This is a genomic window from Streptomyces sp. NBC_00663 (assembly GCF_036226885.1).
Classification (GTDB): Bacteria; Actinomycetota; Actinomycetes; order Streptomycetales; family Streptomycetaceae; genus Streptomyces.
On record NZ_CP109027.1, the window covers coordinates 3,796,152 to 3,812,483 of the forward strand.

Sequence of the window (16,332 nt, forward strand, 5' to 3'; positions counted from 1 at the left end):
CGTAACCGCGGGGACGCGGCGCCCTCGAACGTCTCCCCGGCGCCGGGTCAGGGGCGATATCAGGGTCCGGCCAGGGTCGTTCCGACTCCCGTCGCGGCAGCTCGCCCGTCACCATGGACACATGACAGATCACCAGCACGCCGCGGACCGGGTGCCCGACGAGGGCCCCTCGTCCGCCGCGCCCTCCGCGACCGCCGCCGGTGAGGAACCGCGCGCACACGAGCGGGCGGGCGCGCACGAGCAGGCGGGCGCGCGGAAAGAACAGCGGGATCCGGGCGCGGCCGGACCTCCGGGCAACGCCCGCGAGGATGCCCAGGTTCCCCGCGGGACAAAGACCGAGGCCCAGGCCGAAGCCACCGTGCCACCCGCCCGGTTCCGCCGCGACCGGCGGCACAAGGTGCTCGCCGGGGTGTGCGCCGGACTCGGGCGACAGTGCGACCTGGACCCGGTGATCTTCCGGATCACGCTCGCCGTGCTCTCCGCGACGGGCGGCATCGGCCTCATCTTCTACGGCTTCGCCTGGCTCTTCGTACCGTACGAGGACGACGAGGAGAACGAGGTCCGCAAGCTGCTGACCGGCCGTGTCGACGGCCAGGCCCTGACGGCCGTGCTGTTCGCGCTGGTCGGCTGCGGCGTGTTCCTGACGATGTTGAACAACGGCACGGTGCTGACCTTCGCCGTCGTCGTCTCCCTGCTCCTCGCGGGCGCCGGGTACTGGGCGCGGCAGCGCGGCACCCCCGACACCGACCCGCTGGCCGCCCAGGCCACCGCCGATGCCCCGCCGGAGGCCCAGGCCCCGCCGGTCAGCGCCACATATCCCTCCTGGTGGCGCGACCCCATCGTCAAGGACGGCACCCACGAGGGCGGCACCGGCTATCTCTGGGGTCCGGGCGACGCCCGCGCCCGGGACATCGTGGACGCCATCGACTTCAGCCTGGCCCGTGGTTACGGCCACGTCGGCGCGGACATACGCGCCGCGCGCCCGCAGCCGCCCCGGCAGCGGGGTCCGCGCTGGATCGGCGGCTGGCTCTTCCTGTTCGCCCTCCTCGCGGGCGGTCTCGGTACGGGTCTGACGTGGGAGGAGCACCCGCTCGGCACCAGCCTCCAGACGGGTCTGGCCTGCGCGCTCATCGTTCTCGGCCTCGGCATCATGATCAGTTCGTTCCTCGGGCGCACGGGGGCGGGCTCGATCTTCCTGGCGGTACTCACGGCGGGACTGCTCGCCGGGGCGGCCGCTGTGCCGAAGAACATCGGCACGGACTGGGTGCGCGAGAACTGGCGGCCGGCCGCGGTGGCGGACGTCGAGCCGAAGTACAACCTGGGCACCGGCGTCGGCACGCTCGATCTGAGCGGGCTGGACCTCTCCAAGGGGCAGACCCTGACGACCGAGGTCGAGGTGGGCGTGGGCAAGGTGAAGGTGATCGTGCCGAAGAACGCGACGGTGAAGGTCCACATCGACGTGGGCGTGGGCGACATCCAGCTGCCCGGTGAGGACAAGGAGGACGTGGACGTGGAGCCGGGCAAGTACAAGGAGGCGACCCTGACGCCGGCCAAGGGCGTCAAGGCCTCCGGCACCCTCGACATCGATCTCCAGGTCGGTGTCGGACAAGCGGAGGTGAGCCGTGCTGCGTCATGAGTTCCGTCCCGGAAAGCTGATCGCCGGGTTCTTCCTGACCCTGGCGGGCATCATCTACGCCGGTGACGCGGGCGGCGCCTGGGAGACACCGTGGTTCGCGATCATCCCCGTGGTCACGGCCGGCCTGTGCCTGGCGGGCGCGGTGGGGTTCCTGACCCGTTCGATCCGACGCCGCCGCGGAACGGCGGGCAGCACCCCGGGAACATCGGATGCCCCTCCCACGGAGATACCTGGATAACCACCGCCGACTCCCGCCGGCCCGCGCAGCGGGTCCCGCCGGCGCCGTCGGTCAGTACGCTCCCGCGGGTTGTCGTCGTCGGCCCCTGATCACCGCGTCCAGTGACAGATACGGCGCCCCGGCCAGGACCAGCGGCAGCCAGGCCATGAGGTAGGCGAGGTCGTTGCCGTAGTAGTACGGCTCGGCGGCCCAGCTCATCGTCAGCCACAGGCTGAGGGAGATCAGGGCGCCGCCGAGGGCGGCGAGGCGGGCCAGGAGGCCGAGGAGGGTGCCGAGGCCTACGGCCAGTTCGCCGAAGGCGATGGCGTAGCCGAAGCCGACGGGGTTGTTCAGGGCCATGTCGACCATGGCGGGGATCGCCGAGGACTGCTTGACGTTGCGCATCTGGTCGCCGATCGAGCCGGCGCCCGAGTCCTTCATGAAGGCGCTGTCGGTGATCTTGTCCAGGCCGGCGTAGATGAACGTGACGCCCAGGAAGACGCGGAGCGGCAGCAGGGCGTAATGGGTGGCGCTGTCGCGCCAGCTCCGGCCGCCGCCGTCGAAGTAGGGGGTGTGCGTGTCCGTACGAAAACCGTGAGTCATCGCTCCTAGCCGCCTCTCACCCAGCGTGCCGTGACCCCTCAAAAGACGATACGCACGAAAGGGAGAAGCCGCTCAATGCCGGAGCGACAAGTTTCAACAACTCAGATGTGCGCCCGGATCTGGCGCACGGGGTGGCCCAGAGCCTCGGCGACGGCGGCCAGTTCCTCGTCGCCGAGCCCGTCCGTCTCCGGGTTCCAGACGGCGATCTCGAAGCGGGCGAACCCGCAGGGCCGGTCGTAGTCGAGCCGGTCCAGCGTGGTGGCGGCGCCGCAGCAGGGGACGGACACATCGAGGGTCGGGAAGCCGTCCTCGTGGGCCTCCACCAGGTCCTCCCACCACTCCCGGTCGATCGACGCCCGGCAGACAGGGCACCCGATCCGCTCCAGGTTCTGCGCGCTGTCGACCACGGTGGGGGCGTCGTACCAGTCGACCTCGATCTCGGCGTCCGTGTCGGCGGCCAGTCCTCCGGTCATGGCAGTCACCAGGGCACCGGCCCGGTCGGCGGCCGAAGGCTCGGGCTGCCAGTACGGGTCGGTCGGGATGACGGAGAGGACGTCGTCGCTCATGGTTCAGACCTAGTCGGTGTCGGTGAAGGGAAAGGTGCCGTCGTCAATGAAGGGAAAGGTGTCGCCAGTGATCGTCAACCGCTCAGTCCGTCACGTCGATCGCGTAGCGGTTGGTCTCCACGCCCGCCGCCGTGATGACCTGGACCTCCACCCGGCCCGGTTCCACGTCGGCCGGGACGGGGACGGTCAGGACGGCGTCCGTGGGGTTGCTGAAGCCGCCGGTGACCGGGACGAGGGGGACGTGGACATGGACCGTGCCGACCCGGACCGTCATACGGGACAGCCGCTCCGCGCCCTGGGCGCCCGGCGGGACGAAGCCGGCGCCGCGGATCTCGATGTCGTCGCCGGTGCGAATCGGGGCGTCGAGGTCACCGGCCTCGCGGGCGCGTACGACGGAGAGGATGACGGGGCGGCCGCCCTCGGCGTACTTGCCGGCCACGTAGGTCGCCGCCGAGATCAGGACCACGACCGCCAGCCCCCAGGGCAGGTCGGGCAGCTGGTCGGGGCGGCGGGCCAGCCGTACCGCGGCGAACAGCAGCGCCACCGCGCCGATCACGACGTACTGGATGTCGGCGAAGGTGCCCCGCCCGGCGTCGTCGGTGAGCAGGTCGGCGGCCCTGGGGCGGTCGGCGCGCACCTTCTGCAACCGCTGCCCCAGCACCCGCAGCCCGACCACGCGCCGCACCAGCACCGCGATCCCGCAGACCACGGCGAGGACGGTCACCACACCGGCGCCACGGGCGAGTTCGAGGCCGGAGATGAGCGCGTCGCGCTCGGCCGGGTCGGACGCGGCGGCGAGCCGGCCGACGAGGACCAGCACCGCGTACACGACGAACAGGACCCAGGCCACGGCGACCGCGCGGGAGGTGGAGAGTCGGTTGTCCTCGCCGATGACAGGGGCCAGCGCGCCGCCCCGGGTGCGATGGAACCAGGAGGCCGCGGTCAGGGCACCCGCCGTCAGCAGGGCGGCCAGCAGCCCGGCGGTGCGGGCGGAGGTCCAGCCCGCACCGATCGCGGTCAGTGCCTGGACGAGCAGGAGGACGACCACGCCGGCCCACACCGTGCAGGCGGTCCGGCTCCACAGGCGGGCCAGCCAGGCCTCGCCCTCGGCGCGCCCTCGTTCGGCGACCAGTTCCGCGGACTGGGTCAGCTCCTCCGACACCCACTGGCGGGAGGCCGAGGCCGAGTGGGCCACGGCGGCCGGCAGGCCCTGACCGGCGGCGAACTCGTCCCGTCGCAGGAGGAATTCGGCGACCGCCCGCCGATGGCCCTCCCGCGCTCCGTGGGGACAGTCGCCGCACGTGCAGCCGCCTGCGTGCACGCCCGCTTCCCCGCTCTGTCTCGCCTCCTGCACCGCCACGCCCGACGCCCGCCTTCCCCGCGATCTCCACGATGCGCGGCCCCTGCCGAGGTCTCGGCCGCCGCCCTGCAACTCCCGTGCGATGACAGCGAATTGTGCCCTACGCCACGGTGGGCTCGTCCGGCAGGTCTGGTCAGGGCGGGTGAAGCCGGGACCGCCGTGTTGACCCGGCTGCGAGAATTTCTCTATGGCCGAGATCATCCAGCGCGACGGGACCTGGGCCTTCGACGGCACGACGGTCAGGATCACGCCGGGACTTCATCGCTCGGTGCCGCTGTTCCGGCAGACGTACGGGGAGATCGCCGTGCCCCTGGAGGCCGTCTCCGGCATCGTCTTCGAGCCCGAACGCAAGCGGGGGCGGCTGCGGATGCGGCTGCGGGAGGGGGCGGATCCGCTGTTGCAGGCGACCGGGGGACGGCTGCCGGACGCGGCGGACCCGTACCGGCTGGCGGTGGACGTCGACCGGGCCGGGGTCGCCGAGTACGTGGCGGAGGAGATCCGCCGGGCGCTGCTGCTGGACCAGATCCCGAAGGACCCGACGAAGACGTATCTGCTGTCCGGCCCGCCGGTCCCGGTCTCCGTCCGCTCCTCCGACGGCACGGTCTCCTTCGACGGCCTCCAGGTCCGTATCGACTGGACCGACACCTCGGACCGGGTGAAACGGGCGACCGGCCCGCGGATCATCGCGATCACCGACCTGGTGGGCGTGGAATGGCTGCCCAACTCCGGTTACGAGGACGGCTTCCTGCGTTTCGTGACCCGCGAGACGGCGTTCTCCAAACTCCCTCCGGAGAAGGACCCGTACGCCCTCGACCTGTGGGGCAGCGCCCGCCGCGACCTCCTCACGGCCCTGGTCGCCACCGCGGTCACCGCCCGTCTCCCGCACCCCTCCACCCGCTCGGCCGCCGACGACCCGGACCGACCACGCCGGCTCCCGTCCGCGATCCCGCCCCAGGCCGACCATCACGACGTACTCCTGCGCAGGTTGCGGGAGCTGGGCGAGCTGCATCGCGAAGGGGTGCTGACGGACGAGGAGTTCGCGATGACGAAGGCCGTGGTGCTGAGGGGCTTCTAGCTCAGCAGATCCGGCTCGCTGCGGCTGATGTCCTGCCACAGTGGCTGGTAGTTGATCCAGGCCACCAGGTCGCCGCCCAGTTGTTCGCGGGTCGCGACCGCCGCCTTGTGGTCGATCAGGATCGGGCGGCCGGCCGCCTTGGCCATGAGCTGGACCTGGCTGGAGCGTTCCATGGACAGGAACCACCAGGCCGCCGCGTCCACCGAGTCGCCGACGGTCAGCAGGCCGTGGTTGCGCAGCACCAGGCCCTTCCCGGAGCCCAGCGCGGCGGCGATCCTGCGGCCCTCGGCGGTGTCCACGGCGACGCCCGAATAGGCGTCGTACACCGCGTGATCCTCGTAGAAGGCACAGCTCTCCTGGGTGATCGGGTCCAGGAGGTCGCCGAGGGCGGAGAGGGCGCGGCCGTGCACGGAGTGACAGTGGGCGACCGCGACGACGTCGGGGCGGGCGGCGTGGACCTGGGCGTGCACGGTGAAGGCGGCCTGGTTGACGTGGTAGCGACCCTCGATGACCTGCCCGTCGGTGTTGGCGAGGACCAGGTCGCTGACGGTGACGTGCCGGAAGGGCATGCCGAACGGGTTGACCCAGAAGCAGTCCGTGAACTCCGGGTCGCGTGCGGTGATGTGGCCGGAGACCCCGTCCTCGAAGCCCTGCCGTCCGAAGATCCGCAGCGCGCCCGCCAGCCGCTCCTTGCGGTGCCGGCGCTCGTCCTCGACCGAGTCGTGCATCGGCGGCATCGCGAACCGGAGGCTGTCGGTGGGCAGAGGGGCAGGCGGGGTCGGTCCCGGTTCGTACGTCCCGTGCATCGGTCCTCCAGCACTGGGGTGGCTTTACGGGGCGGAAGTTACCGTCGGTCAGCGCAGGAGAACAGGCGTAAGAGGTAACGATGCCGTGCGCAACCCTTCCGGCGGCTCGGCTGTCTGGTGTGCGGAACGACAAGTTCCCGACACACCCGCACCTGTTTTCAGTCATCCCCGGAGCCCTCCTTGAGCCTCGTCGAACGTCACCTCAGCTCCCTCATGCGGCAGCTCGCCACCCAGGACCACGTCGAGCTGGTCCACCCCTTCGCCGAGCACAAGCTGTTCGGGGCGCTGGTCTACGTCGCCGAGTGCTTCGGCTTCCGTTACGCCGGTGTCCGCCTCGTCGGGCGCCACAAGATCCTCCATGTCCACCTGGTCCGCGACACCCACCCCGCGGCCCAGCAGCGCGCCGCCGCGAACCTCGCCGCGTTCCCCCAGGTGGGCGCGGGCGGCACGGTCCCCGGCATGTACCTGAACTCGCTCACGCCGGTCCCCGAGGCCCAGGCCGACATCGACCTGATCATCGCGCTCATCAAGTACGACGCCCTGGTCGAGGCGGGCAACCCCCGCCAGCTCAAGACGATCGGCTGGGGCGCCGCCGTACTGTTCCTGCTGATGGCCCCGCTGACCGGCAAGTACGCCGTCCTCCTGCCGCTCGCCGTGCTGACGCCGGCGTTCATGTACGGCGCCCTGCGCATCAACACGGTCCGCCGCGCGAAGCTGGCCGCGCAGCTGACGGCGGGCGGCTGCGCGCAGGTACGGGACGACGCGGGACGGGAGCGGTATGTGCGCCCGCTGCCGTACGCCGCGCAGGGCACGCAGGCCGTGTAATACCGGACAGCACGTGTCGGGTATCGGCGCCAGACTCGTCGTATGACTGCGAACTGGTCCACCTTCGCCGGCGCCGAACCCGACCTGGCCAAGGTCGTCGAAGAACGCTTCGGGTCCTTCACCCACCACACCCTCGCGACCCTCCGCAAGGACGGCTCGCCCCGCACCAGCGGCCTGGAGGTGCGGTTCCTCAACGGCGAGCTGTGGCTCGGCATGATGCCGGACTCGCTCAAGGCGCGCGATCTGCTCCGCGACCCGCGTTTCGCGCTCCAGGCGAACCCCGGGGAGGGGCAGAGCATGGGCGGCGGCGATGTGCGCGTCAGCGGGCGGGCGATCGAGGTCGAGGACGCCGCGACCAAGGCCGCCTACGGCGAAGAGGTGGAACCGCCGGAGCCGTTCCACCTCTTCCGCACCGAGCTGACGGAGGTCGTCAGGACCTACGTCGAGGACGACAAATACCTCGTCGTCCAGGTCTGGAAGCCCGGAGAGCCGGTGCGGACTCTCAAACGGACCTAGGAAGACCTACTCCCACTCGATCGTGCCCGGCGGCTTCGAGGTCACATCGAGCACGACTCGGTTGACGTCCGCGACCTCGTTGGTGATCCGCGTCGAGATCTTCGCCAGCACCTCGTACGGCAGGCGCGACCAGTCGGCCGTCATCGCGTCCTCGGACGAGACCGGGCGCAGGACGATCGGGTGGCCGTAGGTACGGCCGTCGCCCTGGACGCCGACCGAGCGGACGTCCGCGAGCAGGACCACGGGGCACTGCCAGATGTCCCGGTCGAGGCCGGCCAGCGTCAGCTCCTCGCGGGCGATGGCGTCGGCGTCACGGAGCAGGTCGAGCCGCTCCTTCGTCACCTCGCCGACGATGCGGATGCCGAGACCCGGGCCCGGGAACGGCTGGCGCTGGACGATCTCGTCCGGCAGGCCCAGCTCCTGGCCGACCATCCGGACCTCGTCCTTGAACAGCTTGCGCAGCGGCTCGATGAGCTGGAACTCAAGGTCCTCGGGGAGGCCGCCGACGTTGTGGTGGGACTTGATGTTGGCCGTGCCGGTACCGCCACCGGACTCGACCACGTCCGGGTAGAGCGTGCCCTGGACGAGGAACTCCACCGCCGGACCCTCGTCCGCGATGATCTCCGCCTGGGCCTGCTCGAAGACCCGGATGAACTCGCGGCCGATGATCTTCCGCTTTTCCTCGGGGTCCGAGACCCCCTTGAGCGCGGTGAGGAAGCGCTCCTCCGCGTCGACGACGACCAGCTTCACGCCGGTCGCGGCCACGAAGTCCTTCTCGACCTGCTCGGTCTCGCCCTTGCGCATCAGACCGTGGTCGACATACACGCAGGTCAGCTGGTCGCCGATGGCACGGGCGACGAGGGCCGCGGCCACCGCGGAGTCGACGCCGCCGGACAGGCCGCAGATGGCGCGCTTGTCGCCGACCTGCTCGCGGATGAGGGCGACCTGCTCCTCGATCACGTTGCCGGTGGTCCAGTCGGGCTTGAGGCCCGCGCCCCGGTAGAGGAAGTGCTCCAGGACCTGCTGGCCGTGCGTGGAGTGCATGACCTCGGGGTGGTACTGGACGCCGTAGAGCTTCTTCTCGTCGTTCTCGAAGGCGGCGACCGGAACGACGTCCGTGGAGGCCGTGACGGAGAAGCCCTCGGGGGCGGCGGAGCAGGCGTCGCCGTGCGACATCCACACGTGCTGCTCGTCCGGGGTGCCCTCGAAGAGGGTGGAGGACGACTTCGAGACATGCAGGTCGGTGCGGCCGTACTCACGGGCGCCGGTGTTGTCGACGGTGCCGCCGAGGGAGCGCGCCATCAGCTGGAAGCCGTAGCACATGCCGAAGACGGGGACGCCGGCCTCGAAGATCGCGCGGTCGAGGCTCGGGGCGCCCTCCTCGTACACGGACGAGGGGCCGCCGGAGAGGATGATCGCCGCCGGGTTCTTGGCGAGCATCTCCTCGACCGGCATGGTGCTCGGCACGATCTCGCTGTAGACCCGCGCCTCGCGGACGCGACGGGCGATGAGCTGGGCGTACTGCGCGCCGAAGTCGACGACCAGGACGGTGTCGGGGGCGGCGGCGGGGGTCGCTGATGACACGGGGTGCCTTCCGGCGGTTTGGGCGAGGGCTGTGGTTACCGATTCTAACGGGGCTCCACCCCGCCCCCTCCCGTCCGGTGGATGGACCCCGGTTGGACAGGGTCCGACGCACGTGCATACTGCTGCCATGCTCACGCACCCGACCTTCCTCTTTACCTATGGCAACCGGCCCGCCGGCTGCCATGGTCGTGCTGCTTGAGCTACTGACAAGCGACTTCCCAGGCGCCCCGGGCCGACAAGGTCCGGGGCGCCTGTCGTTTCCTCCCGGATCGTGCCGCTCCGGGGCAGCCCTCACCCCAGACACGAGGAGCCCCCGTGACCACCACCACTCCCGAAGCGGTCATCGCCGACGCCCGCGAGCGCATCGACGCCATCGACGACCGGATCATCGGCCTCATCCAGGAACGGGCGGCCGTCTCCGCCGTCGTGCAGCAGACCCGTATCGCCTCCGGCGGGCGGCGCGTGCATCTCGCGCGCGAGATGGAGGTCCTCAACCACTTCAGCGAGGCGCTCGGCAAGCCGGGCACATCCCTCGCTATGACGCTGCTCGAACTGTGCAGGGGTCGCATCTGAGTTCGGACCCCGTCTCACCCGTACGGCGCGTGACCGCATCGCGAACCGCTTCGTTGGTGGTGGTGTCCGTGCCAGCCAGGGGCGGGCCCGAAAGAACCACGCGTGGCTCGCTGGGGCGATGAGACGTTCGGATCTTGCCGTACGTCGTGGGACCTCGCTCCAGGTAAGTGACCGGACGGCAGGGGACAGCAGCCCGGTCACCCAAGAGAACGGTCGGCTCCGGGGACGCCCGGGGCCGACCGGACGGAACACAAGGCTGGGTCAAACGGTTGCGGAGGCCGGGCCCATCCAGCACGATGCCTACAAAGCCCAAGTCCCCTTTTACACACCCACATTGTCTGTGCGTTTCGGCACTGCCAGAGGTCCAGACCATCCGCGCGCCCCAGCTACGCCGGGGCGCCGACCCCGGGCATACGCCAGGCGCGCAGGGCATCAGGACCAGCGGCGCAACCCCCCGGCGCCGCTCCCCAGGCACCGGCGCTGCCCTGACGCCGGTGCTGACGAAAGAAGGGCCCCGCGGTTCCGTCCCGCGGGGCCCTTCGCATTGCCGGTCAGGGACCGACCAGGTGCCGATCAGGTGCGGGACACCGTGCCGCAGTCCTTGTCGTCCCTGATGTCCTCGCTGCGGTCGTACGGATCCCTCGTCGGCCCCGACGGCGAGGCGCCGGTGGGCTGCGACGAGGGGAACTCCGGGTGCAGGTAGCCGTCGTCCACGTCGCAGGACGAGTTGCCGGCGCTCTCGTCGCGGCGCAGGACGGTGAGCTTGCCGGCGGTGGCCCGGTACTTCGCCGGGTCGGGTATCTCGACGTCGAGGACCCGGCGGACGATGGTGCGGGTCACCTCGGTGGTGCCGTCGGTGCGAACCACCGGGTAGACGAAGGTGTAGTCGGCGTGCACGGCGACGGAGGCGTGCTTGCCCTCCTTGAACGTCATCCGGCCCCGGACCTTGACCACGTCGCCGACCAGCCGGACCTCGTCGGGGTCGAAGCGGCTGAACATCGTCAGCGGGTCGTTGTCCTTGCTCGGCCGGCTCAGGGCCTCCTTCAGCTCGCTCCTGACGTCCTGCTCGGGGTCGAGGAGGTTCAGGGCCGCCGTGGGGGTCTCGCCCCGGAGGGTGGCCTTGTCCAGGTTGGACTCGACCAGGAGCTTCCGGGTCAGCTCCAGCGTCTGCTCGACCTTCGCCGCGGACTGCGCGCCGACCGCCTTCGCCTTCGGTACGACGATGCCGGCCTCGCCGTCGGCCCAGCGCTTGGCGGGCGAACCGGCGAAGGGATCGTCGAGGGTCGGGGTGCCGGGAGCCGCGGCATCCGGCGGGCCGGTCGGCGCCGCCGTCTCCGCGGGCAGGGTCTCGGTGGCCTCGTCCGCGGTGCCGGAGCCGGAACCGAAGGGGTCGCCGGGCAGCAGCGACGGCTTGATCGCCACGACGGCCACGGCCACGGCGAGCAGCACACCGAGGGCCTTCCACACCGCGCGACCGCGCTTCTTCTCCTGCCGCGCGGGACCGGTACGCCACCCCTCGGGCAGCTCACCCCGCGCCTCCTGCTGCCGCAGCCGGTCCGTCACCATACGGGCGCGGGCGGAGGGCTCCTTCGGGGCGGCCTGTTCGTTGGCGCGTACGAACTGTTCCCAGAGCTCGTCGGGGACTTCGGGGGTCGAGGAGGGGTCCTCGGCAGGCTTGTCAGACACGAGCCACAGTTCTAGGGCTTTGGAAAGCGCCTTCACAAGCAAAAACCGGCCGGATCCGGCTGTGACTCAGACCACAAGAGGACGATGTGACGCAGGCCACATAAGAATTCTGTGAATGCGAGTGCAACCGTTCACACCCCTCGTGGATCAAACCATGCGTACCAAGGGCCACAGCCGCGCCCCACACGCGGGGTCCCACCGCCCCACTCGCGTGCTGCGACGCGCAGCACACCGGACTTCTTGAGGTCATTCATGAAGCTTCGCCGTGCCATGGCCGCAGCGGCTGCGACGGCTGTCATAGGCCCGCTCGCGCTGCTGTCCGCGCCTGCCGCGTTCGCGGACGAGACGTCGACACCCACGCCCACGGAGACGGTGACGGAGACGCCGACCGAGCTCCCCAGCGACACCGTTTCCCCGACGGCGACCGAGGAGCCCAGCGACACCGCCTCGCCGACGGACACCGCCTCGCCCACCGCGACGGCCACGGACACCACCTCGCCCACCGCCACGGCGACCGACACGGGCGAGCCCGAGCCCACCGACTCGGCCGAGCCGAGCGAGGAGCCGACCGACCCGGACGTCCCGTACTGCGACGAGCTCGACGAGGACTTCACGGACGCCAAGGTGTCCGCGGACATCAAGGGCCTGCCCGGCAAGATCGTCGCCGGTGACGGCTTCCACAGCTTCAAGCTGGTCGTCACCAACGAGTCCGGCACCACGGTCGACGGCGTGGCCTTCTACGCCGAGATCGAGAACTACGAGATGGACGAGGCCAAGTGGCTGAGCCCGTACGTCGACCTGGAGTTCAAGAACCCCGACACGGGTTCCTGGGACCGCATCGGCGACGACGACTACGCCGGTGACTACTTCTTCTACGTCGACGAGCTGAAGGCGGGCAAGAGCCAGTCGGTCAACCTGCGCGTCAGCATCGACGCCAAGGCCCCGGCCGGTGACGCCTACTCCTTCGGTTCCGGCGCCTACCTCGACAACGTCGACGGTCAGGACTGCATCGCCGAGGGCTGGGCCCAGTACGACTTCTCGGTCCTCAAGGCCGGCTCCGAGAACCCGAACCCGGGCGACGCCACGCCGAGCGACAACGGCTCCAAGGACTCGGTGAAGAAGCCGCAGGGCGACGTCTCCGAGCTGCCGACCGGCAACCTCGCCGAGACCGGCTCCAGCTCCGCGCTGCCGACCATCGGTCTCGTGGGCGGTGTCGCGATCGTCGCCGGTGCGGGTGCCGTCTTCGCGGTGCGTCGTCGTAAGGCCGGCGCGCAGGCGTAACACAAGCCAGTTGCAAGAAAAAGAGAAGGACCTGCGTTCGGAGGGGGATGCAGGTCCTTCTCTTTTGTCTGTGTCAGGCCTTGGGCGGCACCGTGGGCATTCCCAGGAACGGCAGTCGTAGCGCGCCGAAGGCGTCTGCCGGGACCGCTGGGGTCTGGGGCTCGACGGGCTTGAGGCGCTCGTAGGCCTGGCCTTGGGCCGGACGCGGGTCGGCCTCGCCGTTGTTGGGCCAGTACGACATGGCCCGCTCGGCCTGGGCGGTGATCGTCAGTGAGGGGTTGACGCCGAGGTTGGCGGAGACCGCGGCGCCGTCGACGACCGAGATGCCGGGGTGGCCGTAGAGCCGGTGGTACGGGTCGATGACTCCTTCCTCCGGGCTCGCGCCGATCGGGCAGCCGCCCAGGAAGTGGGCGGTGAGCGGGGTGCCCATCAGTTCGCCGACGTTCGAGCCGGCGAAGCCGTTGATCTCCGCCGCGATCGCGGACGCGGCCTCCGAAGCGGCCCTGATCTGCTTGGGGTTGGGGGCGCCATGGCCCTGCCGGGCGGTCAGCAGGCCCTTGCCGACGCCGTCCGGTTTCAGGTACGTCGTCAGGGAGTTGTCCAGCGACTGCATCACCAGCCCGATGATGGTCTTCTCCGACCACCGCCGGTTGGACAGGGACCGCAGCACGAGGACGGGATGCCGGGCGGCGTTCGCCAGCCAGCCCAGGACCCTCGACGAGTTCTCGGCGTAGGGGACCTGGAGGATGGACAGGCCGCCCATCGAGTTGGAGCCCCGGCCGTAGCGGACGGGCTCGATGTGGGTGTTCTCGTCAGGGTGGATGGACGAGGTGATGGCGACCCCCCGCGTGAAGTCGACCCGCTTCTCGCCCGTGACCTTGCGATAGCGCCGGTTGTCGGTCTGCGCGCCGACCAGCGCCTCGGAGTTGGTGCGGGTCAGCTCGCCCAGCTTGGCCGAGAGGTAGGGCAGTTGACCGCTCGCCTTCATCCGGTGCAGCAGCGTCTGGGTGCCGTAGGTGCCGGCGGCGATGACGACCCGGCGGGCCTTGAAGGTGCGGCCCTGGTCCTTCTTCCTCCGGTCGGTCGGGAGGGTGGCGATCGCGTAGCCGCCCTGCGAGTCGTCCGTGACCGACACGACCGTCGTCATGGGATGCACGACCGCGCCCGCCTTCTCGGCGAGGTGGAGATAGTTCTCGTTGAGGGTGTTCTTCGCGCCGTGACGGCAGCCGGTCATGCACTCGCCGCACTCGGTACAGGCCCTGCGGGCCGGTCCCGCACCGCCGAAGTAGGGGTCGGCGACCTGCTCACCCGCCTTCGCCTTCACCGACCCGTCGGCGTCCCGGCCGTCACCGAAGAACACCCCGACGGGCGCCATGTGGAAGGTGTCGCCGACGCCCATCCGCTGGGCCGCTGCCTTCAGATGGACGTCGGAGGGGGTCGTCGTCGGATTGAGGCGTACGCCGAGCATGCGCCGCGCCTGGTCGTAGTACGGCGCCAGCTCCTCCTCCCAGTCCGTGATGTCACGCCACTGCGGGTCCTCGAAGAACGGCTTCGGGGGGACGTAGAGGGTGTTGGCGTAGTTGAGGGAGCCGCCGCCCACGCCCGCCCCGGCCAGCACCATCACGTTGCCCAGCAGGTGGATGCGCTGGAGGCCGTACATGCCGAGCTTGGGGGCCCAGAGGTAGTTCTTCAGGTCCCAGGAGTTCCTGGGGAGGGTGCCGGGGGTGAACCGGCGGCCCGCCTCCAGGACGCCCACGCGGTAGCCCTTCTCGGTGAGGCGGAGAGCGGTGACCGAACCGCCGAATCCGGAACCCACGACGATGACGTCGTAGTCGTAGTCGTCCTGCGTCACGTGCGCTCTCCCTACCGGAACCGGAACGCCTTCATGAGCCTCAGGCTGCGGCTCATGAACTGGGCGTACTTCTCGTCGTCCATCCCCAGGGACGGCGCCATCGGCAGCAGCCGCTGCTGGGCGACCGTCTGGGCCTCGGTGTACTTGAGGATGCCCTCGGAGCCATGGCGGCGGCCGAGGCCGGAGTCCTTCATGCCGCCCATCGGGGACTGGACGCTGCCGTAGGCGGGCGCGTAGCCCTCGTTGACGTTGACGGTGCCGGTGCGCAGCCGGGCGGCGACCTCTCGGCCGCGCTTGCCGTCCTTCGTCCAGACCGAGGAATTGAGGCCGTACGCCGTGGAGTTGGCCTCCCTCACCGCCTCGTCCTCGTCCTTGAAGCGGTAGATCGACACCACCGGGCCGAAGGTCTCCTCGGTGCAGATCGCCATCGGCCCGGTCACGCCGTCGAGGATGGTCGGCTCGAAGAAGTAGGGGCCGATGTCCGGGCGGGCGACGCCGCCGGCGACCACCTTGGCACCCTGGGCGACGGCCTCCTCCACATGCCGGGTGACCGTCTCCAGCTGGCGCTCGCCGACCAGGGAGCCCATGTCGGCGCCGTAGGCGAGGGACGTGCCGAGCCGCATGGCCTTCGTACGGGTGGCGAAGCGCTCCAGGAAGGCGTCGGCGACCGACTCGTGGACGTACAACCGCTCGATGGAGATGCACAGTTGGCCGGCGGAGGAGAAGCAGGCGCGGACGGCGCCGGCCGCGGCCTTCTCGATGTCCGCGTCCTCCAGGACCAACATGGCGTTCTTGCCGCCGAGTTCGAGGGAGACACCGACCAGACGGGCGGCGGCGCCCTGGGCGACCTCGCGGCCGGTGCGGGTGGAGCCGGTGAAGGAGACGTAGTCGGCGTGCCGGACGACCTCGGGGCCGATGACGGGGCCCTCGCCGAGGACGACCTGGAAGACGTCGGCGGGCAGGCCCGCCTCGATGAGCAGGTCGCGCGCCCACAGGGCGGTCAGGCAGGTCTCGGTGTCGGGCTTCATGACGACCGCGTTGCCCGCGACGAACGCGGGGAGCGCGTCGCCGACCGACAGCTCCAGCGGGTAGTTCCAGGGGGCGATCTGGCCGACCACGCCGCGCGGGTGACGGAGCTCGGTGACGCGCGTGAGCGTGGGCATGGCGCCCGCGTGCCGCTTCGGCCGCAGATAGGAGGGTGCCTTACGGCCGTAGTGCCGGGCCGCGACGGCGACGGCCTGCACCTCCTCATGGGCGTGCAGTCGGGCCTTGCCGGTCTCCAGCTGGATGAGGTCGAGGACCTCGGCCTGGCGTTCCAGGACCAGGTCGTGGAAGCGGAGCAGCACGGCCGCGCGCTGCCGTACGGGCGTCTGCGCCCACACCGCCTGCGCCGCGCGGGCCGCCTCGAATGCCTTCGCCACGTCCTCGGGCGTCGACTCGGGCAGGTCGGCCAGCTTCTCGCCGGTGAAGGGCGTGTGGTTGGCGGTGCGACCGGAGCCGGCCACGCCCTTGGTGAGCTGCGCGACCAGCTCCGGGGTGACCACGTCGGCGGCGGTGCGGGCGCCCTCCGGGGCGGGGGCGAGGGGGTTGGTGCCGGTCAGTTCCGGGGCCTGCGAGTCCGTCATGACGCGCAGGGTATGCCGGGTCGGGGACTTTGGGTACCCGGCGGTAACAGGGATTCACCGACCGCACACACGGCGCCAGCGATCACTGGCTGCAAATGCACTGATCAGGGCGTTGTGCGGGGACGAT

At 70.6% G+C, this 16,332-nt stretch carries 15 protein-coding genes; 7 read left to right on the forward strand and 8 right to left on the reverse strand.

The annotated features are described in order from the left end of the window. Window positions 1-121: 121 nt before the first annotated feature. On the forward strand, window positions 122-1,636 hold the full coding sequence (locus tag OG866_RS17120; protein ID WP_329335650.1) for a PspC domain-containing protein: 1,515 nt from the start codon (window positions 122-124) through the stop codon (window positions 1,634-1,636). Next, window positions 1,623-1,874 carry a hypothetical protein gene (locus OG866_RS17125; protein ID WP_329335652.1) on the forward strand — a complete coding sequence of 84 codons (252 nt, stop codon included), beginning with the start codon at window positions 1,623-1,625 and terminating at the stop codon, window positions 1,872-1,874. The genes OG866_RS17120 and OG866_RS17125 overlap by 14 nt, the downstream gene beginning before the upstream one ends. Window positions 1,875-1,925: 51 nt before the next feature. Here OG866_RS17125 and OG866_RS17130 read toward each other — a convergent pair whose 3' ends face one another. The 3 genes from OG866_RS17130 to OG866_RS17140 all read right to left on the reverse strand — a co-directional run bounded on the left by OG866_RS17130 (window position 1,926) and on the right by OG866_RS17140 (window position 4,382). Further along, window positions 1,926-2,456, reverse strand: a complete 531-nt coding sequence (locus tag OG866_RS17130; protein WP_329335654.1) for a TQO small subunit DoxD — start codon at window positions 2,454-2,456, stop codon at window positions 1,926-1,928. A 101-nt stretch (window positions 2,457-2,557) separates the two neighbouring features. Continuing rightward, the gene (locus tag OG866_RS17135) at window positions 2,558-3,022 is read right to left on the reverse strand and encodes a hypothetical protein (protein WP_329335656.1); all 465 of its coding nucleotides are present in this window, start codon (window positions 3,020-3,022) and stop codon (window positions 2,558-2,560) included. 82 nt (window positions 3,023-3,104) lie between these two features. Then, the gene (locus tag OG866_RS17140) at window positions 3,105-4,382 is read right to left on the reverse strand and encodes a hypothetical protein (RefSeq protein WP_329335658.1); all 1,278 of its coding nucleotides are present in this window, start codon (window positions 4,380-4,382) and stop codon (window positions 3,105-3,107) included. A 187-nt stretch (window positions 4,383-4,569) separates the two neighbouring features. Here OG866_RS17140 and OG866_RS17145 point away from each other — a divergent pair, with 187 nt between their 5' ends. Then, window positions 4,570-5,457, forward strand: coding sequence for a DUF4429 domain-containing protein (locus OG866_RS17145; RefSeq protein ID WP_329335659.1), 888 nt, complete (start codon window positions 4,570-4,572; stop codon window positions 5,455-5,457). Here the strand turns inward: OG866_RS17145 and OG866_RS17150 are convergent. Further along, window positions 5,454-6,263, reverse strand: a complete 810-nt coding sequence (locus OG866_RS17150) for a class II aldolase/adducin family protein (RefSeq protein ID WP_329335661.1) — start codon at window positions 6,261-6,263, stop codon at window positions 5,454-5,456. The genes OG866_RS17145 and OG866_RS17150 overlap by 4 nt on opposite strands. 180 nt (window positions 6,264-6,443) lie before the next feature. Here OG866_RS17150 and OG866_RS17155 point away from each other — a divergent pair, with 180 nt between their 5' ends. After that, window positions 6,444-7,088, forward strand: coding sequence for a hypothetical protein (locus OG866_RS17155; protein WP_329335663.1), 645 nt, complete (start codon window positions 6,444-6,446; stop codon window positions 7,086-7,088). Between the two features lie 42 nt (window positions 7,089-7,130). Further along, complete coding sequence (locus OG866_RS17160) at window positions 7,131-7,604, forward strand: pyridoxamine 5'-phosphate oxidase family protein (protein WP_329335664.1); 474 nt, start codon at window positions 7,131-7,133, stop codon at window positions 7,602-7,604. A gap of 6 nt (window positions 7,605-7,610) precedes the next feature. On the opposite strand, the gene guaA is transcribed toward OG866_RS17160, so the two are convergent. Beyond that, on the reverse strand, window positions 7,611-9,188 hold the full coding sequence (guaA, locus tag OG866_RS17165; protein WP_329335665.1) for a glutamine-hydrolyzing GMP synthase: 1,578 nt from the start codon (window positions 9,186-9,188) through the stop codon (window positions 7,611-7,613). Between the two features lie 315 nt (window positions 9,189-9,503). Here guaA and OG866_RS17170 point away from each other — a divergent pair, with 315 nt between their 5' ends. Continuing rightward, complete coding sequence (locus OG866_RS17170) at window positions 9,504-9,761, forward strand: chorismate mutase (RefSeq protein WP_179851118.1); 258 nt, start codon at window positions 9,504-9,506, stop codon at window positions 9,759-9,761. Between the two features lie 573 nt (window positions 9,762-10,334). Here the strand turns inward: OG866_RS17170 and OG866_RS17175 are convergent. Then, window positions 10,335-11,447, reverse strand: coding sequence for a hypothetical protein (locus OG866_RS17175; protein ID WP_329335667.1), 1,113 nt, complete (start codon window positions 11,445-11,447; stop codon window positions 10,335-10,337). Between the two features lie 252 nt (window positions 11,448-11,699). Between OG866_RS17175 and OG866_RS17180 the strand changes: the two genes are divergently transcribed. Next, complete coding sequence (locus OG866_RS17180) at window positions 11,700-12,728, forward strand: LAETG motif-containing sortase-dependent surface protein (RefSeq protein ID WP_329335669.1); 1,029 nt, start codon at window positions 11,700-11,702, stop codon at window positions 12,726-12,728. 73 nt (window positions 12,729-12,801) lie between these two features. Here the strand turns inward: OG866_RS17180 and OG866_RS17185 are convergent, their stop codons facing one another. Then, window positions 12,802-14,580: a GMC family oxidoreductase gene (locus OG866_RS17185; protein ID WP_329335671.1), complete on the reverse strand. Its 1,779-nt coding sequence runs from the start codon at window positions 14,578-14,580 to the stop codon at window positions 12,802-12,804. An 11-nt stretch (window positions 14,581-14,591) separates the two neighbouring features. Next, on the reverse strand, window positions 14,592-16,205 hold the full coding sequence (locus OG866_RS17190) for a succinic semialdehyde dehydrogenase (protein ID WP_329335673.1): 1,614 nt from the start codon (window positions 16,203-16,205) through the stop codon (window positions 14,592-14,594). Between the last annotated feature and the right edge of the window lie 127 nt (window positions 16,206-16,332).

What these genes read in the sequence shown, in the direction of transcription:
- OG866_RS17135 (WP_329335656.1), bottom strand. Translation starts at nt 3,022, where the DNA reads ATGAGCGACGACGTCCTCTCCGTCATCCCGACCGACCCGTACTGGCAG.
- OG866_RS17190 (WP_329335673.1), bottom strand. Translation starts at nt 16,205, where the DNA reads ATGACGGACTCGCAGGCCCCGGAACTGACCGGCACCAACCCCCTCGCC.
- OG866_RS17130 (WP_329335654.1), bottom strand. Translation starts at nt 2,456, where the DNA reads ATGACTCACGGTTTTCGTACGGACACGCACACCCCCTACTTCGACGGC.
- OG866_RS17145 (WP_329335659.1), top strand. Translation starts at nt 4,570, where the DNA reads ATGGCCGAGATCATCCAGCGCGACGGGACCTGGGCCTTCGACGGCACG.
- OG866_RS17150 (WP_329335661.1), bottom strand. Translation starts at nt 6,263, where the DNA reads ATGCACGGGACGTACGAACCGGGACCGACCCCGCCTGCCCCTCTGCCC.
- OG866_RS17160 (WP_329335664.1), top strand. Translation starts at nt 7,131, where the DNA reads ATGACTGCGAACTGGTCCACCTTCGCCGGCGCCGAACCCGACCTGGCC.
- OG866_RS17180 (WP_329335669.1), top strand. Translation starts at nt 11,700, where the DNA reads ATGAAGCTTCGCCGTGCCATGGCCGCAGCGGCTGCGACGGCTGTCATA.
- OG866_RS17120 (WP_329335650.1), top strand. Translation starts at nt 122, where the DNA reads ATGACAGATCACCAGCACGCCGCGGACCGGGTGCCCGACGAGGGCCCC.